The organism is Flavobacterium sp. HJJ, from assembly GCF_015351475.1.
Classification (GTDB): Bacteria; Bacteroidota; Bacteroidia; order Flavobacteriales; family Flavobacteriaceae; genus Flavobacterium; species Flavobacterium marginilacus.
Genome location: NZ_JADKPR010000008.1, coordinates 154,997 through 177,811 on the forward strand (window position 1 = coordinate 154,997; position 22,815 = coordinate 177,811).

Below are 22,815 nucleotides of genomic sequence, written 5' to 3' on the forward strand. Positions count from 1 at the left end.
TTCGATTTATTATTTTAAATTTGTCTGAGAAAAAAAAGAATTTAATATATAGATTATGAAAATATTAGTTTGCATCAGTCATGTCCCTGATACTACATCAAAAATCAACTTCACTAACGGTGATGCTGAATTTGACACCAATGGAGTTCAATATGTAATCAATCCAAATGACGAATTTGGCCTAACCCGTGCTATCTGGTTTCAAGAGCAGCAAGGAGCCACAGTTACCATAGTGAATGTAGGCGGACCAGATACCGAACCAACCTTAAGAAAAGCATTGGCAATTGGCGCCAACGAAGCGATTCGTGTAAATGCAAATCCAACTGACGGCTTTTTTGTAGCAAAACAATTAGCCGAGGTAATTAAAAACGGCGGATATGATATTGTAATAGCAGGAAAAGAATCACTTGATTATAACGGAGGAATGGTTCCTGGTATGATTGCCGGTATTTTGGAGTATAACTTTTTAAATTCCTGTACAGCAATAAATGTAGACGGAACTAATGTAACTGCTGTCCGCGAAATAGACGGCGGAAAAGAAACCGTAAACACTTCATTACCAATTATTATAGGAGCTCAGAAAGGAATTGTAGAGGAAAAAGATCTGCGCATTCCAAATATGAGAGGAATCATGACTGCCAGAACTAAAGTTTTAACAATTCTAGAACCAGTTGACGCCCCTGCAAACACAAAAGCCGTGAAGTTTGAAAAACCAGCTCCAAAATCGGCGGTTAAATTGGTCTCTGCAGACAATCTGGACGAATTAATAAATTTACTGCACAACGAAGCGAAAGTAATTTAAGACTTTAGATTGCTGATTGAAGATCAACGATTTTTTATTGCTGATGGCAAAAAAATCTAAATTTTTAATCGGAGTTCTAAAATCTAAATTCATAAGTCTAAAATCTAAAATCACAAATCATCATGTCAATATTAATATATGCAGAATCTGCAGAAGGAAAATTTAAAAAAGCAGCATTAGAATTAGCTTCTTATGCAAAAAAAATAGCCGAATCATTAGGAACAACCGTGACAGCGGTGACTATAAATACTGGAGATGTTTCTGAATTATCAAAATACGGAGTTGATAAAGTCTTAAAAGTAAACAATGATAAATTAACTGGTTTCACTGCCAAAGCCTATGCTGATGTTATTAAACAAGCAGCGCAGAAAGAAGCTTCTAAAATAGTTTTACTCTCTTCAACAACAGACAGTATTTACTTAGCACCATTAACAGCAGTAGCATTAGAAGCCGGTTATGCTTCAAATGTTGTTGGATTGCCAGTAAACACTTCACCGTTTCAGGTAAAAAGAACTGCTTTTTCAAATAAAGCTTTCAATATCACAGAAATCAATACCGATGTAAAAATATTGTCCATAGGCAAAAATTCTTATGGCATTTTTGAAAATGCCTCTTCATTAACCGAAGAAGATTTTAATCCAGCAATCGGAGATGCTGATTTTGGAGTAAAAGTTGCTTCTGTAGAAAAAGTATCAGGAAAAGTTTCAATTGCTGATGCAGATATTGTTGTTTCTGCAGGACGCGGTCTTAAAGGACCTGAAAACTGGGGAATGATTGAAGAACTAGCAGGTGTTCTTGGAGCCGCTACAGCTTGTTCAAAACCAGTATCAGATTTAGGATGGAGACCTCACGGAGAGCACGTAGGGCAAACAGGAAAACCAGTATCGACCAATTTATATATTGCTATTGGAATCTCCGGAGCTATACAGCACATTGCCGGAATCAACTCTTCTAAAGTGAAAGTAGTTATCAACAGTGATCCAGAAGCTCCTTTCTTTAAAGTGGCAGATTATGGAGTTGTAGGTGATGCATTCGAAATTGTACCACAATTAATCGCCAAATTCAAAACTTTCAAAGAACAGCAGTCATAAGTAATTAGCAATTGGTCTGGAAGAGTGATTTAATAAAAAACTAATCACATTTCACAATTACTAAGGCCTAATAACTGCAGATTTAATTTCTCTTATAATTAGCTGCCTAAAATAAGATAATCGTATCTTTGTTTTAGGCAGTTTTTTTGTTACATAAATTTTGATTAAAATTGCACTTTATTTAAAACAAAAAATAAAACACAATTAATAGAGTACTTCGTACTTTTCACTACACCAACATGAGCTTAGTTAAATTATCTATAAAAGGGATTTCATACAGTCAAACTCAAAATGGCGCTTATGCGTTAATTTTAAACGAGGTTGACGGAGAAAGAAAATTACCTATCGTCATCGGAGCTTTTGAAGCTCAATCTATAGCGATTGCTTTAGAAAAAGAAATTAAGCCGCCCCGTCCTTTGACACACGATTTGTTCAAGAATTTTGCTGAACGTTTTGATATAGTTGTAAAACAGGTAATTATTCACAAATTAGTTGACGGTGTTTTTTATTCAAGTATCATTTGCGAAAGAGATAAAATCGAAGAAATAATTGATGCCCGCACTTCAGATGCAATCGCCTTAGCTATTCGGTTCAGCGCTCCTATTTTTACTTATAAAAACATATTGGACAAAGCTGGAATTTATCTAAAAGCCAATCCTCTTGAAAGTGATACGTCTAGCGAAATAGAAGATATTCTTTCAAATCCTGAAACTTTCGGCTCTGCTGAAAGTAACGAATCGGGCAGCACCTATTCTAATCACAGCCTGCAGGAATTAAATGAGCTATTGACACAGGCCGTCGAACAGGAAGATTATGAAAAAGCGGCTAAAATCCGGGACGAAATTTCAAAAAGATAAATTTAAAATAGTTTAATCGGTGATTTGTTTAATCGTTTATCGTTAGACAAATCAACAAATTAACGATTAAACAGTTTAACGATTAAACGCAAATGAAACAATACCTAGACTTAGTAAAACACGTTTTAGAAAACGGAAATCAAAAAGGAGACCGTACAGGAACTGGTACAAAAAGTGTATTTGGCTACCAGATGCGGTTTGACCTGAGCGAAGGTTTCCCAATGGTAACTACTAAAAAACTGCACCTTAAATCGATCATTTATGAATTGCTTTGGTTCTTAAAAGGTGATACTAATATTAAATACCTTCAAGAAAACGGGGTGAAAATTTGGGATGCCTGGGCTGACAGCAACGGCGATTTAGGTCCTGTTTACGGTCATCAATGGCGTAATTGGAACAGCGAAGAAATTGATCAAATTTCAGAGCTTATTACAGAATTAAAAACGAATCCAAACAGCCGCAGAATGCTTGTATCGGCTTGGAACCCATCAGTATTGCCGGATACCAGTAAGTCTTTTGAAGAAAATGTTGCTAATAATAAAGCAGCCTTGCCTCCGTGTCATGCCTTTTTTCAATTTTATGTTGCTTCCCCAGATACATCTAAAGGAGAAACCAAAGGAAAACTTTCCTGTCAATTGTATCAGCGCAGTGCAGATATATTCCTAGGAGTACCTTTTAATATTGCATCCTATGCTTTGCTGACAATGATGATTGCACAAGTCTGTGATCTCGAAGCAGGTGAATTTATCCACACTTTTGGAGACGCACATATTTACAATAACCATTTTGAACAATTGGAATTACAGCTTACCCGCGAGCCTAAACCATTGCCAAAAATGATTTTAAATCCCAATATAAAAAACATCTTCGATTTTGATTTCGATGACTTTACACTAGAAGGATATGAACCTCATGCCCTTATCAAAGGAAATGTTGCTGTATAAAACACAAAAATCCGCTTCGAGCGGATTTTTTTATGTTATATTACTAATACACTATTTTCAGCGCCTGCAAAATCATTCCATTTAAACGAATCAGCTTCCGGCTCATTTACATAAGTACCGTCAACTACATATTTAAATTCATATTCTGCATCTTTACCTAATTCAAAGGTCCCTTTAAATGTGCCGTTTTTTAATTTACTTAAAATGCCATCTTCAATTTTCCAATCATTAAAATCACCAATTACAGATACTTGATCAGCCTCTTTTGCTTCTAAAGAAAAAGTAACTTTAACAACAGGCTTTGTTTTTATAAATTGTTTTTTTACTGACATAACTGTTTAATTTTTAAGGTTATAACAAAGTAAGCAAAATAATCTCAAAAAAACACAAACCACCTCATTTTTAGCATAATAGCAAAAAAAGCATTCCTTTTTTATCATTAAAAAAATTTTAAATCTCTTAAATTTTATTTTCAATTCAAGAAAACGTTTTCCCATTAAATATTAAACAGCCAAAATAGTTACATTTAAAAATAAATTTTACCTTTATAAGCAAAATTCTACATTATGGAAAAGGAATTACATGAACAATATGAGTATGCAAGAAATCGCATAAAGCAAAAAAAAAGACTGTATTACCATTTTGTTTTCTTTACATTGAGCAGTATTTTTTTATTCACTGCAGTATATTTTTTTGAAACAGCCATAGAATTAAATTGGTGTATCTGGATTATTACTATATGGCTATTTATTTTTGTCCTGCATTTTATAAAAGTCTTTATTACTGATAGATTTATGAATAAATATTGGGAAAGAGATCAAATTGATCGGCTTGTGGCTTTACAGCAAAAAAAAATAACCCAATTACAATCCAAAATCGAAGACAATAATTCAAAATAAATCTCAACATTATGATTATTATGATTGCTGCTGTTGCAGAAAACAATGCTCTAGGAAAGAATAATGAATTGGTTTGGCATCTGCCTAATGATTTTAAAAGATTCAAATCCTTAACTACCGGCCATCATATAATAATGGGACGAAAAACATTTGAAAGTTTCCCAAAACCGCTCCCAAACAGAACACATGTTATAATAACCAGACAAAAAGATTATAATCCAAAAGACTGTATTGTGGTTGACAGCATTGAAAAAGCTCTTGCTGTATGTCCGGAAAATGAAACTTCATTTATAATTGGCGGAGGAGAGATTTATAATTTAGGAATTCCGTATGCTGATAAGCTGGAAATCACAAGAGTCCACCATAATTTTGAAGCAGATGCTTTTTTTCCTGAAATCAATTCTAATGACTGGAAAGAAGTTCAAACTGAATTTAATCCGATAGATGAGAAACATCAGTTTGCATATACTTATCAGACATTTGTCAAAGTATAATATTTCAAGCAACTAAAATATTTTAAAAAGGCTTATTATGTAATATGGGGCTAAAAAAATAAATCGCAGAAGAAAAAAAATTGAAAGTTTTTTTTCGGTTCTAATTTTACCATTCATTCACTTTATTAGCATCCATTTTAATAAAAATAAACAGTAAAATAGTGAATCCCCAAAGTCCTGATCCTCCATACGAAAAGAAAGGCAGCGGTACTCCAATGGTTGGAAAAATACCAATAACCATTGCAATATTCACAAAGAAATGAATAAATAAAATACCTGCGACACAATATCCATAAACTCTGCTGAACTTAGTTTTTTGTCTTTCGGCCAAGTAAATTACTCTAAGAAACAAGCCCGTAAAAAGTGCTATTACAACCAAAGAACCAACAAAACCCCATTCTTCACCAACTGTAGTAAAAATATAATCGGTATGCTGTTCCGGAACAAACCCCCCTTTGGTTTGAGTCCCTTCAAGGAAACCTTTTCCTAACCAGCCTCCAGAGCCAACAGCAATTTCAGATTGGTTAGTATTATACCCAATACCTTTCATATCAACTTCTTTCCCTAACAATATATTAAATCTATCTCGGTGGTGCTGCTTGAAAACATTTGTAAAAACATAGTTTACTGATAAAACAAAGCCAGATATAATTGTAAACAGGATACCGCTCATCACTATATTTCTATCAGCCAGTCTTGACTTATAATGAATTAGAACAATGACTAAAAGAGATATCAAAATAACATATTGAGGCTCTAACACCAATGTCATCATGAACAGCAGAACAGTTATAAAACCAGTCCAGACATACCAGGCAGGTAATCCTTCTCTAAATAAAACAATAATAAAAACACTGTAAATCAAGGCACTTCCGGGGTCAGGCTGAGGCAAAATAAGCATAACAGGCAAAAAAACAATAGCCAGTGCCTGTACCTGTCTGTTAACTTCCTTTAGATTTATCTGGGTATCACTGAGGTATTTTGCAATAGCTAACGAGGTAGCCGCTTTTGCAAATTCAGAAGGCTGTATTGTAAAACTTCCAAATCCATACCAGCAGCGCTGACCCGCAATTGTTTTACCAAACACAAACAGACCAGCAAGCGATACTAAAGAAATAACAAAAATGATACTGGCATACTTTTCATAAAACTTGCCATCAATATACAATAAGATAAAAATCATTGGAACTGTTAAAGCAATAAATATGGCTTGTTTTTCATAGGTGCCATCGGTAGACGACAATGAAGAAGAATAAATATTTAACCAGCCCATAAACACAAGTGCGATGTAGATAATGATACATATCCAATCAATATTACTCGATAAACTTTGATTTTTCATCTGATATGAATGTATTATTTTTTGGTTTTGGTTGTGTCAATTTTTTGAGCAGCTGTTTTTAATTTGCTTTGGGTAATAGAATCTTTAATTCTTAATTCCTTTTTTACTTCTTCCGAAAGTCCTCCCAATATTGCATATCGGCTTTGTAAACTCGTATTTAATACGCGTGTTTCCAAATCAGTTCTAGTGATTTTTTTCTTAAGATATTTTTCAATCATCAAACTGGCAATAGGACCTGCTATAGTTGCTCCAAAACCTCCATTTTCAACCAAAACAGCTATAGCTATTTTTGGATTATCTTTTGGCGCAAAAGCCACAAAAATAGAATGGTCTTTTAACTGTACTCTTTTGCCGTCAATTTTAGCAAAATTTTCGGCAGTTCCTGTTTTTCCGCATATATCAATACCCTCAACGCGTAATGCATAAGCTGTTCCTCTGTTATAAACATCAAAAAGCCCGCTTATCATAGGAGGAAAATATTTTTGATCAATGGTCGTAACGTGTTTTGTTGTAAACTTGGAATCAATTTTTTCTCCTTTTATTTTTTTAATGATATGAGGAGTGTAATAATACCCTTGATTAGCTACAGTAGCCATCATATTGGCCAATTGAATAGGAGTTGCCAAAACTTCTCCCTGACCAATTGCATTGGAAATAATTGTTTTCCCGCTATAGCCCCATCCAGGATACATTCTTTTATAGGTTTTTGAAGTCGGAATCTTTCCTCTTCTTCCTATCGGCAAATCATATCCCATAAATTCTCCTAATCCAAAACTTTTAATATGATTACTCCAAACATCAACAGCATAAGGAGTACTTTTATATTTCCCGATAGTTCTCAGATACACATTAGAGAAATAAGCATTACAAGACTTATAAATTCCAACATGCAGATTTAGCACTCCACCACCGCAATGACATCTTTGAAATCGTCCAGGAGCATAATAGAAACCATGACTGCATACAAATTTGGTTTCTTCATCGACAACTTGTTCCTGCAGCCCAACAAGACCAGTCATAATTTTAAAAGGCGATCCAGGAGGATATTCAGCCAATAAACCTCTGTCATAAAGTGGTTTTGCTATAGAATCACGATACAATTTGGTAAAATTTTTGGAACGCTGTCTTCCTACCAAAATCCCAGGATCATAAGAAGGAGCAGTAACAAGAGCTAAAATTTCCCCGGTTTTTGGCTCAATAGCAACAATTCCGCCTCTTTTGTTAACCATTAATTGCTCTCCGTATTTTTGAATCTCTGAATCAATAGTCAGATTTATATCCTCACCCTGAACAGCAATAGTATCGAATTTCCCTTCTTTGTAGGAACCTATTTCCCGGTTAAATTTGTCTTTCTGAAAATATTTTACTCCTTTTATTCCACGAAGAACTTCTTCGTAGCTTTCCTCAACCCCTTGGACACCAATCAAATCTCCGCTCTTGTAATAATGATTTTTTTCAACTTGCTTATCATTAACCTGATTGATAGAACCAAAAATATTGGCTCCATAATTTACCTCATAATCACGCAAAGAACGCTTTTGAAAATAAAAACCTTCAAATTTTCTGATTTTTTCCTGAAAAGCTGCAAACTCAGTCTTATTTAATTGTGCCAAAAATACAGAGGGCAGTCTTGGACTGTATACTTTGGCTTTTTCTATTCTTTTGATAAAATCATCTTTGGTGATATTCAATAGCTTACAAAACTCAATAGTATCTGTTTTATTTAATTCCCTCGGAATAACCATGATATCATAAGAAGGCTGATTGGCAACTAATAAAACACCATTTCTATCATAAATATAACCTCTCTCTGGATAATCATATTTGATTTTTATGGCATTATTTTCTGATTTCAGCTTAAACGAATCATCAATAATCTGCAAATAAAAGACACGTATGATTAACAAAGATGCACCAATAATAATTAAAGCTGGCAACAAGACTTTTCTCATCGTTTATTTGGCTTTATTAAGTAAATAAGAATAATACAGGTTAATATAGTAAATAGCGTGCTTAAAAGAGTTCGAAGTAAAACGTCTAATATAAAAGAGAATTGAAATGATTCTAATAGAAATAATATAATATGATGTGTGATAACTGACAATAAAACAAAGGTAAACCGCTCTGGTGTAAGTACATCATTTAGTTTAACGGTTTGATATTCATAACTAAGTCCAAATGAAAATTTAAAAAACGAAGGTCTTAAGTGTGCCAAAACAACACATGCAGTGGCATGAACACCTCCTGAATTACAAAATAAATCCATCATCAGACCAAGAAAAAAACTAGCGAGAAGAAGATTAGCTTTATTTCCGTTTACTGGATAAAGAATAATAAAAAGGATATAAGGAAACGCTCTTACATAACCTTCAAAATTCATATTATTAAAAACTAGAATTTGTAAAGCTAATAAAAGCACAAAACGAAAAATATTCACTAGTAACGTGCTATTCATCTTTTTTATGTTGGTTTTCTAAGTTTCTAATTTCTTCGCTATTACCCGATTTTATTATATATACATGACCTAAGCTGGTCATATCATTAAATAATTTTACGTTTATTCTGTAATAATGTGTTTTATCATCAGGAATGTATATCTTATCAATTGTACCAATTCCTATATTTTCTGGAAATATCACTGATTGCCCTCCTGTAACAATAGTGTCACCTCTTTTTATGGTAGCCAATCTTGGCACATCAATCAATTGTACAAAACCAGTATTTTTTCCATCCCAATTCAATGTACCAAAATGATCCGAGTTTTTAATCTTTGCGTTTATCTGTGATTTAGTATTAAGAATACTTATTACTGTTGAATAATTAGCTGAAACATCATCTATAATCCCTACAATTCCTAAACTGTTAATTACCCCCATGTCTGGTCTTACTCCAGACTTAGCACCAGCATTCAATGTTAAAAAGTTCTCATATACATTGTAGGAGTTACGAATTACTTTACATACAACAATGTCTTTCGGCAGAACTCCTTTTAAACTGTCTAAATTTGGAATTTCAGCAGAATCTTTAGTTTTAAACAGCAGACTTTTTAAATTGGCATTTTCCCTAGCCAATTCATCATTCTGTTCTCTTAGATTAAGATATTCTTCAACAGAATTTATCCTTTCATAAACACCTCCGCTCAGGAAATTGGCCGAACTGATTACTTTACTTCGGTGAAAAGAATGAGACTGTATAGTAAGCGACAACGAAATACCCAAAAGCAGCAAAAACAGTATTCTATTACTGTTTTTTATAATAAATGAAAATATTTGCTGCATTTTTTGACGGTATATTGAATGTTAGATATAAAGTAACTTCAGTAAAAAGAGGTTATATTACTTAATCAAAATGTTTTTAAACTTTGTAATGTTTTTAAGAGCCATTCCAGTGCCTCTTACAACCGCTCTCAATGGATCTTCTGCAATATAAACCGGTAAATCAGTTTTTTGAGAAATTCTTTTATCAAGACCTCTTAACATAGACCCACCGCCCGCAAGATAGATACCTGTATTGTAAATATCAGCAGCTAATTCTGGAGGTGTCTGAGATAATGTTTCCATTACAGCATCTTCAATACGCTGAATTGATTTATCCAATGCTTTTGCGATTTCTCTATAAGATACTTCTACTTGTTTCGGCTTACCTGTCAATAAATCTCTTCCTTGAACAGACATATCCTCTGGAGGAGTTTCTAAGTTTTCGATAGCAGCACCAATTTGGATTTTTATTTTTTCAGCGGTACTTTCTCCAACAAATAAGTTATGCTGCGTACGCATGTAGTACACGATATCATTTGTAAAAACATCCCCTGCAATTTTTACTGATTTATCACAAACGATTCCGCCTAATGCAATTACGGCAATTTCTGTTGTTCCTCCACCTATATCCACAATCATGTTTCCTTTTGGCTGCATGATATCGATTCCAATACCAATAGCTGCCGCCATAGGCTCATGAATCAAGTATACTTCTTTTCCATTTACTCTTTCACAAGATTCTTTTACCGCTCTCATCTCCACCTCTGTAATCCCTGAAGGAATACAGACCACCATCCTTAAAGCAGGAGTAAACATTCTTTTTTTCAATGCCGGAATGCTTTTGATAAACATATTTATCATTTTCTCCGAAGCATCAAAATCAGCAATTACACCATCTTTCAAAGGCCTGATAGTTTTAATGTTTTCATGCGTCTTCCCCTGCATCATATTGGCTTCCTTACCAACTGCAATAATTTTGCCTGATATTCTATCACGCGCAACTATAGACGGACTGTCAATTACGACTTTGTCATTGTGAATGATTAAAGTGTTTGCTGTACCAAGGTCTATCGCAATATCCTCGGTCATGAAATCAAAAAATCCCATATGCCTTTTAAGGGTTAAAAAGTTATAAATAAATTACGCACAAAGTTAAACAAATTAATGTTTAAAATGACGTGTTCCAGTAAATACCATCGCAAGATCATTTTCATTGCAATAGTTAATACTCAATTCGTCTTTGATTGATCCTCCCGGCTGAATTACTGCTGTTACTCCAGCTTCTTTTGCAAGCTGAACACAATCCGGGAAAGGGAAGAATGCATCACTGGCCATAGAAGCACCTTCTAGGCTAAACCCAAAAGATTTTGCTTTTTCAACAGCCTGCATCAAAGCATCAACTCTTGATGTCTGTCCGGTTCCTGAAGAAATTAAAGTTCCGTTTTTGGCAAAAACAATTGTGTTTGATTTAGTATTCTTACACACTTTAGAAGCAAAAATTAAGTCTTCAATTTCCTGTTCTGTCGGTGCTTTTACAGTAACGGTTTTTAAGTCCGCTTTAGTATCTGTGATATTATTTCTTTCTTGAATTAACAATCCATTCAAGCAGGTTCTCACCTGTTTTTGAGGCAGTTCCACTTCATTCTGAATCAATATAATTCTATTTTTCTTTTCCTGTAAAACAGCAATAGCTTCTGCCTCATAAGACGGAGCAATTACAACTTCACAGAATAACTTATTGATTTCATTGGCAGCTGCCAAATCAATTGTTGCATTAGCAATCAAAACTCCTCCAAAAGCAGAAGTCGGATCACAGGCCAAAGCAACATTATAAGCTTCGCTAATAGTTTCTCTTGTCGCCAATCCGCAGGCATTATTATGCTTCAAAATAGCAAATGTTGGTCCGTCATTCTTGAATTCGTTAATTAAATTCACTGCAGCATCAACATCAAGTAAGTTATTATATGACAATTCTTTTCCATGAACTTTAGTAAACATTGCATCAAAATCGCCAAAGAAGAATCCTTTTTGGTGCGGATTTTCACCATATCTTAATACTTGTCCGTTTTCTATGCTTGCTTTATAGATTGTTTCATCAGTATTGAAATAGTTAAAAATTGCTCCATCGTAATGTGAAGAAACATGAAATGCTTTAGTAGCTAATAATTTTCTGTCTGCCAATGTTGTAGCACCGTTTTGAGCAGAAATCATATCCAAAAACAAACCGTATTGATCCATAGAAGGAACAATTACAGTATCTTTAAAGTTTTTTGCAGCAGCACGAATTAATGAAATACCGCCAATATCTATTTTTTCGATTATATCTTCTTCACTTGCTCCAGAAGCAACTGTTTTTTCAAATGGGTACAAATCAACAATTACCAAATCAATCTGAGGAATATCATATTCCTTCATTTGCTGCACATCGCTTTCATTGTCCTGACGATTTAGAATACCTCCAAAAACTTTTGGGTGCAAAGTTTTCACACGTCCGCCAAGAATAGATGGGTAAGATGTAACATCTTCAACAGGTATTACAGGAATGCCTAAATTTTTAATAAATTCTTCCGTGCCTCCTGTAGAATAAAAAGTCACATTTTGTTCGTGTAATTTTCTAACAATTGGCTCAAGACCATCTTTTGAAAAGACTGAAATTAATGCAGATTGGATTGTTTTTGCTGTGTTCATTTAGTAGTTATAATTTTAAAGTGCAAAAATAGTTTTTTTTGATAATATAATTCAATAAAAAAGATGTAACAATCTCTTAAAATATCATACCTATTGTTAAATGTATTTTTTTAGGTTTTTGAAACCGCCGGGACGAAATTTCTTCTTGTTAAAATACAAAAAACAGTTCCTGGCGATGTAATTTTAAATACTTTTCAAAAGAAATAAAAAGATAGAACTTTACAGTAATACAAATTTTAAAAATATGCTAGTTTACTTACGGTTATTAAAAGAAAGTTTCGGTTTTGCCATGAATGCACTGCGGAGCAATAAATTAAGAACATTTCTTTCTTTATTAGGGGTAACCATTGGAATATTTTCAATAATAGCAGTACTTGCTGCAGTTGATTCTTTGGATAAAAAAATCTCAAAAGATCTGAGCAGCATGGACAAAAACACAATTTATTTATTAAAATTCCCTTTTGGCCCATCTGACATCCCGCAGTGGAAAAGAGAGCAGTTTCCTAATGTAAAATATTCCGAATACATTTATCTGAAAGATGCAATGACACATACTGATGAATTGGGATACCGCATATTTACCAGAAGCGAATCAATAAAATACGGCTCAAACATTGTAAGTGCTGTACAGATACTGCCAGTTTCACATGAATTTATTGACATAGAAGGACTAAAATTTGAAGAAGGAAGATTTTATAATGAGTCCGAAGCAAATTCTGGAGCTGCAGTCATTGTTTTAGGAGACGATATTGCAAAATCACTTTTTGAAGATACTGAAGCAATTGGAAAAAACGTAAGATTATACGGCCAGCGGTTTACCGTTATTGGAGTGTTAAAAAAAGAAGGATCTACATTTGGAGGAAGTAATGACTCCGCAGCTTACATCCCTGTTAATTTTGTCCGAAAACTGTATGGCGACAACAATCCTAATTTAACGAATGTGATCATATTCAAACCAGAAAAAGGAGTGGACATAGAAGAATACAAAGGTGAAATTTCTCAAAAACTTCGAAATTTCAGAGGATTGAAAGCGGGAGAAATTGATGATTTTTTCATTAATGTTTTTGCTGGTTTTTTGGATTTTATAGATGAGATTTTAGGCTCACTCCGTATAGGAGGAATTTTTATAAGTTTCTTTTCTTTCTTAGTAGGCGGTTTTGGCGTTGCCAATATTATGTTTGTTTCTGTAAAAGAACGCACCAATTTAATAGGAATCCAGAAATCATTAGGCGCTAAGAACCGATTCATTTTATTCCAGTTTTTATTCGAAGCTATTATTCTTTGCGTAATTGGCGGATTAATAGGTCTTTTCATGGTCTGGATTGTATCTATAGTTCTTACCAAGGCATTAGATTTTGAATTCATCCTAAGCTTCTGGAACATACTGATAGGTTCGGGACTATCAATTATTGTAGGAGTTGTGTCCGGGATTATCCCAGCGATTGCAGCTTCTAAGCTAGATCCAGTAGAAGCTATCAGGACTGGAATGTAAAATTATTCTCATTCATTATATTATTGTTATTTAAGTGTAAATTTGGAGAGCGATGAATATTTAGTTAGTTTTGGATATAGAATCCAATTAATTAAATTTTTTATAAATGAGCTTTATTTTAAAAAATGTAGATATAGTTGACTCTATTAGTAGAGAGGATTTTAAAAAAAACTATTTAAACAAAAAGAAACCTCTAATCATAAAAGGTCTGACAAAAGATTGGCCAGCCCGAGATAAATGGTCAATCGATTATTTCAAAGAAATAGCTGGAGATATTGAAGTGAAACTTGTGGACAATTCCAAGGCTCATCCTGCCAAAATAATCAATGCATCGATTGCCAGCATGAAATTTGGCGAATATTTGGATTTAATTAAAAGAGAGCCTACAGATCTGCGTATATTTTTCTTTAATCTTTTCAAGCACATACCAGAATTAGTCAATGATGTAAAAGTTCCCAAGGATTTAATGGGAGGTTTTATAGAAAGTATGCCGGCCATGTTTTTTGGAGGATCCAAAGCCATTACTTTTTTACATTACGATATTGATCTGCCTCATCTTTTTCACACACATTTTGGAGGCCGAAAACATATTATACTATTCGATTATAAGTGGAAAAAACGACTTTATTGTATCCCCAATACTACTTATGCCTTAGAAGATTATGATGTTGCCAATCCGGATTTTGAAAAATTCCCAGCCCTAAAAGGAGTTGAAGGTTATGAGGTTTTTCTGGAACATGGCGATACTTTATTTATGCCGACTGGAATGTGGCACTGGATGCGCTATATTGACGGCTCTTTCTCCTTGACGCTTCGTGCTTGGGACCAATCAATTACCAGAAAAGCCGCCAGTGTCTGGAGCTTATTCATGCATGGTGCTGTTGATAGTGCTATAAAAGTAATTTTCAGTGAACGATATGCCAAATGGCGTAAAAAATTAGCTTTTAAAATTGCCGAAAAAGAATTAAACAAGAACAGACCGAAATAAGCTTCAAAGTCTTTGAATTTCTAAGTTTCTGAGATTTTATTATTTTGGAAATTTGATTTTTGTCTTGTCCCATTGAATGCTTCCTGAATAATAAGTCTTATTGTTTCTCTTATAAAAAATAACAGTATCTTCTTCTTGTGTTGTCCGTCTAATAGCTATAAAATCACGATCTTTTTTGAAAATTTTTAAAGCTTTATATAAATCAAAAAAGATTTCAGAATCTATTGTATCAGAATTTGACGCAATAAAAGTTGCATTTCTAAAGTCATCGTTATAATTCAACTTTATAAAATCAAAAATATTTTTATTTGAAATTTCAATTAAATCTCGAGGATTTAAATCCGCAAAATAAGGAATTGTATCTGCTGTCACTGTTCCGCAAACAAATCCTACCCCTTTGTTTTTCATATAATATGCTGTAGTATCAGAATTAATGATAAATGTATCTGTTCCATAAAACAACCAACCAGGAATAGGCGGAGGAGGAGGAATTATATAATTACCTTTAATTCTCTCTTTATTCTCTTTAGAGATTATATAAGAAATGTTTTTCTGTTCGCTTTCTTCCTTTTTACAATTAAAAAAAAGCAAACAAATCAGTAAAACAGTAAAAATTCTCGCCATAAACTAAATGATTTAAAATAAAGATGTAAAAAAAACCCAAGAAAAATTTTCTTGGGTTTTTGTGTTTTAGAAAACTCGTAAATTATCTAATAGGATTGTTTTGAATCAAATCAAGATATAAATTGATCTTATCTTTCAATTCTTTTCTTGGTGTTATAAAATCTAAGAAACCATGTTCAAGAAGAAACTCAGCAGTTTGAAATCCTTCTGGTAAATCTTTACCAGTAGTATCTCTTACTACACGCGGACCCGCAAAACCAATTAAGGCTCCTGGTTCAGAAATATTGATATCTCCCAGCATTGCATATGAAGCTGTTGTCCCTCCAGTTGTTGGATCAGTACAAAGTGAAATATACGGTAATTTAGCTTCGGCCAGCTGTGCCAACTTTACAGATGTTTTTGCTAACTGCATCAAAGAATATGCCGCTTCCATCATTCTGGCTCCACCTGATTTAGAAATCATCACAAAAGGAAGTCTGTTTTTGATTGCATGATCAATTCCTCTTGCAATTTTTTCTCCAACAACTGCTCCCATAGACCCGCCAATGAAGGCAAAATCCATACAGCAGATTACAACTTCTTTTCCTTTGGATTTTCCAACTCCGGTACGCACAGCGTCTTTTAGCTGGGTTTTGTCCATCACCTCTTTTAATCTTTCTGAATATTTTTTGGTGTCAACAAAATGCAATGGATCTTTGGAAGTCATATTTTTGTCTAATTCAACAAACTCATTGTTGTCAAATAAAATATCAAAATAGGCTTCACTCCCAATTCTAACATGAAAACCATCTTCGGGACTTACAAATAGATTACGTGCTAATTCTTCAGCATCAATAATTTTCCCTGTAGGTGATTTGTACCAAAGCCCTTTTGGGATATCCATTTTGTCTTCAGTCGCCGTAGTGATTCCTTTTTCTTTTCTTTTAAACCAAGCCATTTTTTTTGTAATTATGAATTATAAATTATGAATTATGAGTTGGACCCATAATTCATAATTGGTAATTTGAAATTTGAAATTTACAATGTATTCACATTGTTCAGGTCAGCAAAAGCCTGCTCAAGTCTTGCTGTGAAAGTTACTTCACCTTCACGAAGCCATTTTCTTGGATCGTAGAATTTTTTGTTTGGAGCATCTGCACCAGTTGGGTTTCCAATTTGAGTTTTTAAGTAATCAATATTGTTCACCATAAAATCACGGATACCTTCAGTAAATGCAAACTGCAAATCAGTATCGATATTCATTTTTATAACGCCATAGCTGATTCCTTCTCTGATTTCTTCTAGTGTAGAACCAGATCCTCCGTGGAAAACAAAATCAACTGGGTTTGAACCTGTTTTGAATTTATCCTGAACGTAATCTTGAGAATTTTTCAAGATTTTTGGAGTTAATTTTACGTTTCCTGGTTTGTAAACTCCGTGAACATTTCCAAAAGCTGCTGCAATTGTAAATCTTGGACTCACTTTTGATAATTCTTCGTAAGCATATGCTACTTCTTCTGGCTGTGTGTATAATTTTGAACTGTCAACATCAGAATTGTCAACACCGTCTTCTTCACCACCTGTAATTCCAAGTTCGATTTCAAGTGTCATTCCCATTTTGCTCATTCTCTCTAAATATCCTTTACAGATTTCGATGTTCTCTTCGATAGGCTCTTCAGATAAATCAATCATGTGTGAAGAGAATAAAGGTTTACCAGTAGCTGCAAAATGTGCTTCTGAAGCGTCTAATAACCCATCAATCCATGGTAATAATTTTTTTGCACAATGGTCAGTATGCAAAATAACAGTTGCACCGTAAGCTTCTGCCAATGTATGTATGTGTTTTGCTCCAGCAATACCACCTGCAATAGCTGCTTTTTCACCAGCATTAGAAAGTCCTTTTCCTGCATTGAATTGCGCACCTCCATTTGAAAATTGAATAATAACTGGGGCATTTAGTTTTGCAGCAGTTTCCAGTACTCCATTAATTGTGTCAGATCCTATAACATTTACTGCAGGAAGGGCAAAGCCTTTTTCTTTTGCATATCTAAATATTTCCTGAACTTGGTCTCCTGTAGCTACTCCGGGTTTAATATTGTGTGCCATTGTAATTTTCTTTTAATTGTTTTTTTAGTTTTTAGATTATAATTTGCAAAAATAAGAATTAATTAGCACTTAAAAAGGGTAATTGATACCAAAATTAAATACAGAATTTGCAAAATTATATTGTGTAAACCATCTTTCCCCAGTTTCCTTGGCTGGATTGTAGGTTTTAAATCCTAAATCTATCCTAACAACGAAGAAACTCACATCATATCGGAGACCAAATCCTGTTCCTACAGCGATTTCGCTCAAGTCTTTTACACTGCTAAACTTTGCCGCTTCATATGTAACTGCATCCAAAACGTTCCAAATATTCCCCGCATCTGCAAAAAAAGCTCCTCCCCATTTGCCAGCAATTGGAAAACGATATTCGCTGCTAAAAGCAATTTTCATGTTGGCTTCATTAAAATCATTAGAAAAGGAACTACTCCCTGGTCCAAGATTGTAAGGCTGCCATGCTCTGTTGTCATTTGATCCTCCTGCAAAGTAACTTTTTGTAAACGGGATTGTATTTGAGTTCCCGTATGGGATAGCAATTCCAAAAAAACTGCGCATGGCAAAGATGCCCGTTTTACCAACACTCCAATGTTTTATGAAATCAAATTCCGTTTTTATATACTCAGAATATTCTAAATTAAAAAGCTCATAATTTCCGTTCTGGTTTTTAGGAATATTTCCAATTGCAGATATTGCTGACAATATAGTACCCGCAGATTCTATTTTTGTTCTGAAAGTATAAAAATCATTGTCCTGCAAATCCTTTCGGCTTGTTTTTGTAAAATTAAAATTAGTTGCCAGTATAAAATCATTATCAGTAAGTCTTACTCGCTGCTGTTCAATACTGTTTACATTTTGAAATTCAGTATCATTTGGTGTCAGCGCTGTCTTGAGTGTTAAAACATCATTTGTAAAACCTGTTGTTCCATTCTCTATAATTAAATTGCCGCTGGTGTCCACATTGAGCGGATTTACATTATAGGTTTTTCCAATACTATTTATAGCATCATAAGAACTGGTATAAACATGAAAATAATTACTAGGATTCAGATTGCGGACAAACTGAAAATTTAAAAGATCCAAACGCGTGGTTGTATTTTTTTTTGGAGTCCAATTGTACGAAAAAGATCCTGTAAAGTTTTCCTTGTCCAGTCCAATATTGGTTTGTTTGGAAAGCCCCAGACTAATCACTGTAGAAGGAATCATGCTTTTTGGGATTATTTTTTCGGTTTTGACTGGAAATAACACCCGAGGGAAATTCAATTTTGCATCTACACCATATTCAGACACATTAAAAAAACTATCATTAGAATTAGCAATATCGTTTGATGCTCCAATATTACCTCTAGCCGAAAGTTCTAATGTTTCGGCGCCATTAAATACATTCCGCACTGTCTCTGTAATACTTCCTGTAATACCAAAATCTTCAATATTAGAATGTGTAAAATCTAAAGTATAGCCAAAGCTGAATTTTTTTCGGGGAGTTAAATAAACTTTAGCAATCAAAGACTGTGCTGTTATATCTTTTTTATCAATTTCATATTGGATAACTGGATAATTAAAGGTTTTTAAATTATTCAAATATCTGGTAGACAAAACAGTTTTGGTATCAGTAAACACATCTCCTTTGGTGATAAATATAGCATCGGTTATGGCGTGCGGCGTATACTTTATTTTTTCAAAACCGTATAAAGTCATATTATTATATGTCACACTATCCTTAACAGCTTTATTGTGATTTGCTGTCGAGTAGTCTGTGAAAATTTTAATTCCGCTGATTTTGTATATTTTAAAGGGCTCCGTTTTCGTCGAATCGTTTTCTTGGTACGAATAATTTTCAACATTTAAAACCACTGTTGCTTTGTTTTTTTTATTGATAGTATCTATATCGAAATTGATATAATTGGGCTGAAAACGATAAGCTCCATGATTTCTAAAATAAGTACTGATATAATTTTTTTCATTTTCAAAATCTTCAGTTTTGTATTGATTTCCAGGAATCAATGCCGATTTTACACCTTGATAAAGTGAATCTAAAGCAGGCGTTTTTATTTTGGTCTTTACAGAATCAATAAAATAAGGATTTCCAGTAGCCAAATAGTACTTTATCTGAGCTTTTTTAGGAGTCAGAGAATCTAGTTTGTATGACGCTTTAATATCAAAATAACCGTTATTAAAATAATAACTTTTGAGCCTTGTAAGTGATTTTATAGCTTTTAAAGTATCTGCTATTACTGGTGCTTCTCCCGTTTCTTTTAAAAAATTGTGAATCCCAAGATACCAAAACGAATGTCGAAGTCCCTCAATCTGTTTTACCGAAAGCCATTTAACCTCTCTGTCGTATTTTTTTTTATTATTTAAATATTTCAGATTAAAAGTAGAATCAGGATTAGGATTTGCCAGATTGTAGATGTTCAGCAGCATTCGATATCCTAATATATCACTGTTAGGCTGCTGATATAACTGATCATAAATAGTCTGGTTTTTGAGTAATTTATCATTCTCAAAAATTTCGTTTTTTACAAGGAGCTGTTTTCTGGCAGGAACTCTTTTTTCTGAATTACAAGCATAGAAAAAAACACTAATTAGAATAAATGCTGCTATTTTTGCCACATTCTTTTTCTCCTTAAAAAGTATAGACCGCCTTACATCTTTGGCAAAACTATTTTTTATTTTAAAGAAAAAAAAACATTTATTCATGTGGGAATTCGTGTTATAGTATATTTAATTCAAAAATACATCTTTTATGCTTAGTAAAAACCAAATAAAACTTATATCTAGTCTGCAGCAAAAAAAATATCGTTTTGCTAATCAGCTGTTTTTTGCTGAGGGTGTAAAAGTAATTCAAGAATTAGTAAAATCAAATTTTGAACTGGAACATCTTTACACAATCAAAGAAGATTTCAAAGAAATTTCTTCTCACAGCAAGACACTCATCTCTGAAAATGAACTGAACAAAATAAGCGCCTTAACTACTCCAAATACGTGTTTGGCAGTGTTCAAAATTCCTGTTGAAAACAAAATAACTGAATCCGGACTCGTGCTTGCTCTAGACTCTGTCCGTGACCCTGGCAATATGGGAACGATTCTTAGGCTGTGCGATTGGTTTGGAATTCAGCAGTTAGTGTGTTCAAAAGAAACAGTTGATATTTATAACCCAAAAGTAGTTCAGGCAACTATGGGCTCAATTACTAGAGTAAACGTTAATTATGTCGATTTAGTTTCTTTTCTTGAAAAAACTAAACTGCCTGTCTTTGGAACCTTTATGGACAGTGAAAATATTTACACAACAGCTTTACCTCAGGAAGGTATTATTGTTATGGGAAATGAAGCAAACGGCATCTCTGAAAGCATAGAAAAACTGATTGCAAAAAGAATCACCATTCCTCGTTTTGGAGAACTCCAAATCACCGAAAGTTTGAATGTAGCTACAGCAACTGCCATTATTTTAAGCGAATTCAGGAGACAGGGTTTGAATTAAAATTTCCAGTCTGGTTCGGTAATAATTATAAATAAATGCAGAAATACCCAATGCTTATCTTTAGCCCTGATTTCTCAATTACTAAAAAAGCTTTTTCTGTTACTCAAAAAAACAATAATTGAATTGATCCTAATGAAAGGTGAAATTAATTAAAATTGCTCTCGATTTCATAGATTCTATATTGCCGGTCCAAGGGCTGTTTGGATTTTTATCCCGAATTAATTCATCTGAAAATCCAAATTGTCCTCTAAGGGAAGGCGAGAATATAAAATACTCTGAAAAAATATCAATTCCAATTCCCAATTCATAATTGGTTGTCCAGGTCTTTACTCTAAACCGCTCTTCGAGATTGTCATCTGGGGATTTTGCATTGCTCGACAAATTTAAATTTGCAGATACTCCCCCCAGTAAATAAGGTCTTATATTTCCAGTTCTAAGGGCTGAAAATTTTAGCAGTAACGGAAAATTAACATAGGTGCTGTTTACCTTTCTTATTGCATCATTCGGAGTGTCAAAAGCTGCGTTTGAAGGATAATGCAGAGTTCTGTCTGAATAATAGAGACCTGGTTCAAACCTTAAGTCTAAATATTCCTGAAGCCTGAAGTTTGTCACAAGTCCTACATTGAAACCTCCCGATTTATCCACCTGCACATCAGGACCTACAGTTTTATAATCAATTTTAAAATCATAAGAATTGAATCCTAAGAAAAAACCAAAATAGAGTCTCTTCTTTTGCCAATTTTCTAAATTAATTATCGGATCCTTACTAAAAATTCCTTTAGAATTTTGAGAGTTCCCTTTTACAGCAATACACAATAAAATTAAAACAATTATTTTTTTCATATTTGTGCTGAATATTTATGCTGAATGTTTCAGCATTATTTTTTGGAAGCAGAATAAATAGTTGCAACGCCAAATGTCTGAGGCAATGCGTTCACCATTATAAACCCAGTTTTTCTCAAAATATTGTTTAAAGCCTCACCATAAGGAAAAGCAGCCGCAGATTCAGATAAATATCCATAAGCTGCATTGTCTTTTGAGAAAACTTTTCCGATTAGAGGCAAAATGTTTTTACTGTAAAAATTGTATCCTTGTTTATATGGTGTCTTATCAGGCACGGATGTTTCCAGAATAACAAATATTCCGCCAGGCTTTAATACCCTGAGGATTTCTGTAAGACCTGTTTCAAGATGTTCAAAATTCCTAACACCAAACGCAACCGTTATTGCATCAAAATAATTGTCCTCAAAAGGCATATTCTCTGAGTCTCCCAATACCATTTCGATAGTTTGTGAGAGATTTTTTTCTTGAATTTTTTTAGTCCCTATCTCAAGCATTCCTGCAGAGATATCAAGACCAATAATTTTTTTTGCTTTGGTTTGTGACATTAAAATAGCAAGATCACCAGTTCCTGTAGCAATATCTAATATAGTCTGAGGGTTAGTTTCTGAAACTAATTTCAAAACTTTTTTTCTCCATTTAACGTCTATTCCAAACGAAATTACGCGGTTTAGACTGTCATAGTTGCCAGAAATTGTATCAAACATTTGGGCAACTTGTTCTTTTTTACTGAGAGAAGAATCTTTATATGGGGTAATTTCTTTTGGCATTTTTTTAATTTCTACAAATATAAACAAACTGTGTAAACTATAAATGTGTTTTTTTTACTGTACAGAATTTTATTCTATACGAAATTGCCTATGTAATTTTAAATCAGTTACAAATTATCAAAACAAAAATAATTGAAATATCACCAAAAGTGGGTATTGTGGATACT

Annotated in this window: 22 protein-coding genes; 9 read left to right on the forward strand and 13 right to left on the reverse strand. The window is 33.6% G+C overall.

The window, feature by feature from the left end; genetic code table 11:
- Window positions 1–55: 55 nt before the first annotated feature.
- From IRZ80_RS08740 to IRZ80_RS08755, 4 genes are all read left to right on the forward strand, one after another.
- On the forward strand, window positions 56–802 hold the full coding sequence (locus IRZ80_RS08740; protein WP_194641179.1) for an electron transfer flavoprotein subunit beta/FixA family protein: 747 nt from the start codon (window positions 56–58) through the stop codon (window positions 800–802).
- Window positions 803–924: 122 nt separating this feature from the next.
- A complete protein-coding gene (locus tag IRZ80_RS08745; RefSeq protein ID WP_194641180.1) occupies window positions 925–1,893 on the forward strand; it encodes an electron transfer flavoprotein subunit alpha/FixB family protein in 969 nt (322 codons plus the stop codon).
- Between the two features lie 239 nt (window positions 1,894–2,132).
- Complete coding sequence (locus tag IRZ80_RS08750; protein ID WP_194641181.1) at window positions 2,133–2,750, forward strand: bifunctional nuclease family protein; 618 nt, start codon at window positions 2,133–2,135, stop codon at window positions 2,748–2,750.
- 92 nt (window positions 2,751–2,842) lie between these two features.
- A complete protein-coding gene (locus IRZ80_RS08755; protein WP_194641182.1) occupies window positions 2,843–3,694 on the forward strand; it encodes a thymidylate synthase in 852 nt (283 codons plus the stop codon).
- A gap of 35 nt (window positions 3,695–3,729) precedes the next feature.
- Here the strand turns inward: IRZ80_RS08755 and IRZ80_RS08760 are convergent, their stop codons facing one another.
- Entirely contained in the window at window positions 3,730–4,026 is a 297-nt protein-coding gene (locus tag IRZ80_RS08760) for an isoamylase early set domain-containing protein (protein WP_194641183.1), read from the reverse strand.
- 234 nt (window positions 4,027–4,260) lie between these two features.
- On the opposite strand from IRZ80_RS08760, the gene IRZ80_RS08765 reads away from it, so the two are divergent.
- Complete coding sequence (locus IRZ80_RS08765) at window positions 4,261–4,593, forward strand: 2TM domain-containing protein (protein WP_194641184.1); 333 nt, start codon at window positions 4,261–4,263, stop codon at window positions 4,591–4,593.
- A gap of 11 nt (window positions 4,594–4,604) precedes the next feature.
- Window positions 4,605–5,087 carry a dihydrofolate reductase gene (locus tag IRZ80_RS08770; RefSeq protein ID WP_194641185.1) on the forward strand — a complete coding sequence of 161 codons (483 nt, stop codon included), beginning with the start codon at window positions 4,605–4,607 and terminating at the stop codon, window positions 5,085–5,087.
- Window positions 5,088–5,193: 106 nt separating this feature from the next.
- On the opposite strand, the gene rodA is transcribed toward IRZ80_RS08770, so the two are convergent.
- The 6 genes from rodA to purH are packed head-to-tail and all read right to left on the reverse strand — an operon-like array spanning window position 5,194 to window position 12,374.
- On the reverse strand, window positions 5,194–6,429 hold the full coding sequence (gene rodA / locus IRZ80_RS08775; protein ID WP_194641186.1) for a rod shape-determining protein RodA: 1,236 nt from the start codon (window positions 6,427–6,429) through the stop codon (window positions 5,194–5,196).
- 14 nt (window positions 6,430–6,443) lie between these two features.
- Window positions 6,444–8,381 (reverse strand): penicillin-binding protein 2, encoded by a 1,938-nt coding sequence (gene mrdA, locus IRZ80_RS08780; protein ID WP_194641187.1) that lies wholly within the window; start codon window positions 8,379–8,381, stop codon window positions 6,444–6,446.
- Window positions 8,378–8,884, reverse strand: coding sequence for a rod shape-determining protein MreD (locus tag IRZ80_RS20955; RefSeq protein ID WP_228520846.1), 507 nt, complete (start codon window positions 8,882–8,884; stop codon window positions 8,378–8,380). The genes mrdA and IRZ80_RS20955 overlap by 4 nt, the downstream gene beginning before the upstream one ends.
- Window positions 8,877–9,707 carry a rod shape-determining protein MreC gene (mreC, locus tag IRZ80_RS08785; RefSeq protein ID WP_194641188.1) on the reverse strand — a complete coding sequence of 277 codons (831 nt, stop codon included), beginning with the start codon at window positions 9,705–9,707 and terminating at the stop codon, window positions 8,877–8,879. Before mreC ends, IRZ80_RS20955 begins: the two co-directional genes overlap by 8 nt.
- 57 nt (window positions 9,708–9,764) lie before the next feature.
- A complete protein-coding gene (locus tag IRZ80_RS08790) occupies window positions 9,765–10,793 on the reverse strand; it encodes a rod shape-determining protein (protein WP_115814184.1) in 1,029 nt (342 codons plus the stop codon).
- Window positions 10,794–10,847: 54 nt separating this feature from the next.
- On the reverse strand, window positions 10,848–12,374 hold the full coding sequence (purH, locus tag IRZ80_RS08795) for a bifunctional phosphoribosylaminoimidazolecarboxamide formyltransferase/IMP cyclohydrolase (protein ID WP_194641189.1): 1,527 nt from the start codon (window positions 12,372–12,374) through the stop codon (window positions 10,848–10,850).
- Between the two features lie 244 nt (window positions 12,375–12,618).
- On the opposite strand from purH, the gene IRZ80_RS08800 reads away from it, so the two are divergent.
- Both IRZ80_RS08800 and IRZ80_RS08805 read left to right on the forward strand, forming a co-directional pair.
- Complete coding sequence (locus IRZ80_RS08800; RefSeq protein WP_194641190.1) at window positions 12,619–13,866, forward strand: ABC transporter permease; 1,248 nt, start codon at window positions 12,619–12,621, stop codon at window positions 13,864–13,866.
- A gap of 106 nt (window positions 13,867–13,972) precedes the next feature.
- Window positions 13,973–14,854, forward strand: coding sequence for a cupin-like domain-containing protein (locus tag IRZ80_RS08805; protein ID WP_194641191.1), 882 nt, complete (start codon window positions 13,973–13,975; stop codon window positions 14,852–14,854).
- Window positions 14,855–14,893: 39 nt separating this feature from the next.
- Here the strand turns inward: IRZ80_RS08805 and IRZ80_RS08810 are convergent, their stop codons facing one another.
- The 4 genes from IRZ80_RS08810 to IRZ80_RS08825 form a co-directional block, all read right to left on the reverse strand.
- Window positions 14,894–15,478, reverse strand: a complete 585-nt coding sequence (locus IRZ80_RS08810; protein ID WP_194641192.1) for a hypothetical protein — start codon at window positions 15,476–15,478, stop codon at window positions 14,894–14,896.
- Between the two features lie 82 nt (window positions 15,479–15,560).
- Window positions 15,561–16,415, reverse strand: a complete 855-nt coding sequence (gene accD / locus IRZ80_RS08815) for an acetyl-CoA carboxylase, carboxyltransferase subunit beta (protein ID WP_194641193.1) — start codon at window positions 16,413–16,415, stop codon at window positions 15,561–15,563.
- Between the two features lie 80 nt (window positions 16,416–16,495).
- A complete protein-coding gene (gene fbaA / locus IRZ80_RS08820) occupies window positions 16,496–17,563 on the reverse strand; it encodes a class II fructose-bisphosphate aldolase (protein ID WP_194641194.1) in 1,068 nt (355 codons plus the stop codon).
- 69 nt (window positions 17,564–17,632) lie between these two features.
- Window positions 17,633–20,257, reverse strand: coding sequence for a BamA/TamA family outer membrane protein (locus IRZ80_RS08825; RefSeq protein WP_194641195.1), 2,625 nt, complete (start codon window positions 20,255–20,257; stop codon window positions 17,633–17,635).
- 46 nt (window positions 20,258–20,303) lie between these two features.
- Here IRZ80_RS08825 and IRZ80_RS08830 point away from each other — a divergent pair, with 46 nt between their 5' ends.
- Window positions 20,304–21,038 (forward strand): TrmH family RNA methyltransferase, encoded by a 735-nt coding sequence (locus IRZ80_RS08830; protein WP_194641196.1) that lies wholly within the window; start codon window positions 20,304–20,306, stop codon window positions 21,036–21,038.
- Window positions 21,039–21,167: 129 nt separating this feature from the next.
- Here IRZ80_RS08830 and IRZ80_RS08835 read toward each other — a convergent pair whose 3' ends face one another.
- Both IRZ80_RS08835 and ubiE read right to left on the reverse strand, forming a co-directional pair.
- Window positions 21,168–21,881, reverse strand: coding sequence for a porin family protein (locus IRZ80_RS08835; RefSeq protein WP_194641197.1), 714 nt, complete (start codon window positions 21,879–21,881; stop codon window positions 21,168–21,170).
- Window positions 21,882–21,916: 35 nt separating this feature from the next.
- Window positions 21,917–22,648 carry a bifunctional demethylmenaquinone methyltransferase/2-methoxy-6-polyprenyl-1,4-benzoquinol methylase UbiE gene (gene ubiE, locus IRZ80_RS08840; protein ID WP_194641198.1) on the reverse strand — a complete coding sequence of 244 codons (732 nt, stop codon included), beginning with the start codon at window positions 22,646–22,648 and terminating at the stop codon, window positions 21,917–21,919.
- Window positions 22,649–22,815: the final 167 nt, after the last annotated feature.

Coding starts and splice junctions, on each gene's coding strand:
- accD (WP_194641193.1), bottom strand. CDS start 16,415: ATGGCTTGGTTTAAAAGAAAAGAAAAAGGAATCACTACGGCGACTGAA.
- IRZ80_RS08830 (WP_194641196.1), top strand. CDS start 20,304: ATGCTTAGTAAAAACCAAATAAAACTTATATCTAGTCTGCAGCAAAAA.
- IRZ80_RS08770 (WP_194641185.1), top strand. CDS start 4,605: ATGATTATTATGATTGCTGCTGTTGCAGAAAACAATGCTCTAGGAAAG.
- IRZ80_RS08755 (WP_194641182.1), top strand. CDS start 2,843: ATGAAACAATACCTAGACTTAGTAAAACACGTTTTAGAAAACGGAAAT.
- ubiE (WP_194641198.1), bottom strand. CDS start 22,648: ATGCCAAAAGAAATTACCCCATATAAAGATTCTTCTCTCAGTAAAAAA.
- IRZ80_RS08800 (WP_194641190.1), top strand. CDS start 12,619: ATGCTAGTTTACTTACGGTTATTAAAAGAAAGTTTCGGTTTTGCCATG.
- IRZ80_RS08790 (WP_115814184.1), bottom strand. CDS start 10,793: ATGGGATTTTTTGATTTCATGACCGAGGATATTGCGATAGACCTTGGT.
- IRZ80_RS08805 (WP_194641191.1), top strand. CDS start 13,973: ATGAGCTTTATTTTAAAAAATGTAGATATAGTTGACTCTATTAGTAGA.
- rodA (WP_194641186.1), bottom strand. CDS start 6,429: ATGAAAAATCAAAGTTTATCGAGTAATATTGATTGGATATGTATCATT.
- IRZ80_RS08765 (WP_194641184.1), top strand. CDS start 4,261: ATGGAAAAGGAATTACATGAACAATATGAGTATGCAAGAAATCGCATA.
- IRZ80_RS08760 (WP_194641183.1), bottom strand. CDS start 4,026: ATGTCAGTAAAAAAACAATTTATAAAAACAAAGCCTGTTGTTAAAGTT.
- purH (WP_194641189.1), bottom strand. CDS start 12,374: ATGAACACAGCAAAAACAATCCAATCTGCATTAATTTCAGTCTTTTCA.
- IRZ80_RS08835 (WP_194641197.1), bottom strand. CDS start 21,881: ATGAAAAAAATAATTGTTTTAATTTTATTGTGTATTGCTGTAAAAGGG.
- IRZ80_RS08810 (WP_194641192.1), bottom strand. CDS start 15,478: ATGGCGAGAATTTTTACTGTTTTACTGATTTGTTTGCTTTTTTTTAAT.
- IRZ80_RS08745 (WP_194641180.1), top strand. CDS start 925: ATGTCAATATTAATATATGCAGAATCTGCAGAAGGAAAATTTAAAAAA.
- IRZ80_RS08740 (WP_194641179.1), top strand. CDS start 56: ATGAAAATATTAGTTTGCATCAGTCATGTCCCTGATACTACATCAAAA.
- mreC (WP_194641188.1), bottom strand. CDS start 9,707: ATGCAGCAAATATTTTCATTTATTATAAAAAACAGTAATAGAATACTG.
- IRZ80_RS20955 (WP_228520846.1), bottom strand. CDS start 8,884: ATGAATAGCACGTTACTAGTGAATATTTTTCGTTTTGTGCTTTTATTA.
- IRZ80_RS08750 (WP_194641181.1), top strand. CDS start 2,133: ATGAGCTTAGTTAAATTATCTATAAAAGGGATTTCATACAGTCAAACT.
- IRZ80_RS08825 (WP_194641195.1), bottom strand. CDS start 20,257: ATGAATAAATGTTTTTTTTTCTTTAAAATAAAAAATAGTTTTGCCAAA.
- mrdA (WP_194641187.1), bottom strand. CDS start 8,381: ATGAGAAAAGTCTTGTTGCCAGCTTTAATTATTATTGGTGCATCTTTG.
- fbaA (WP_194641194.1), bottom strand. CDS start 17,563: ATGGCACACAATATTAAACCCGGAGTAGCTACAGGAGACCAAGTTCAG.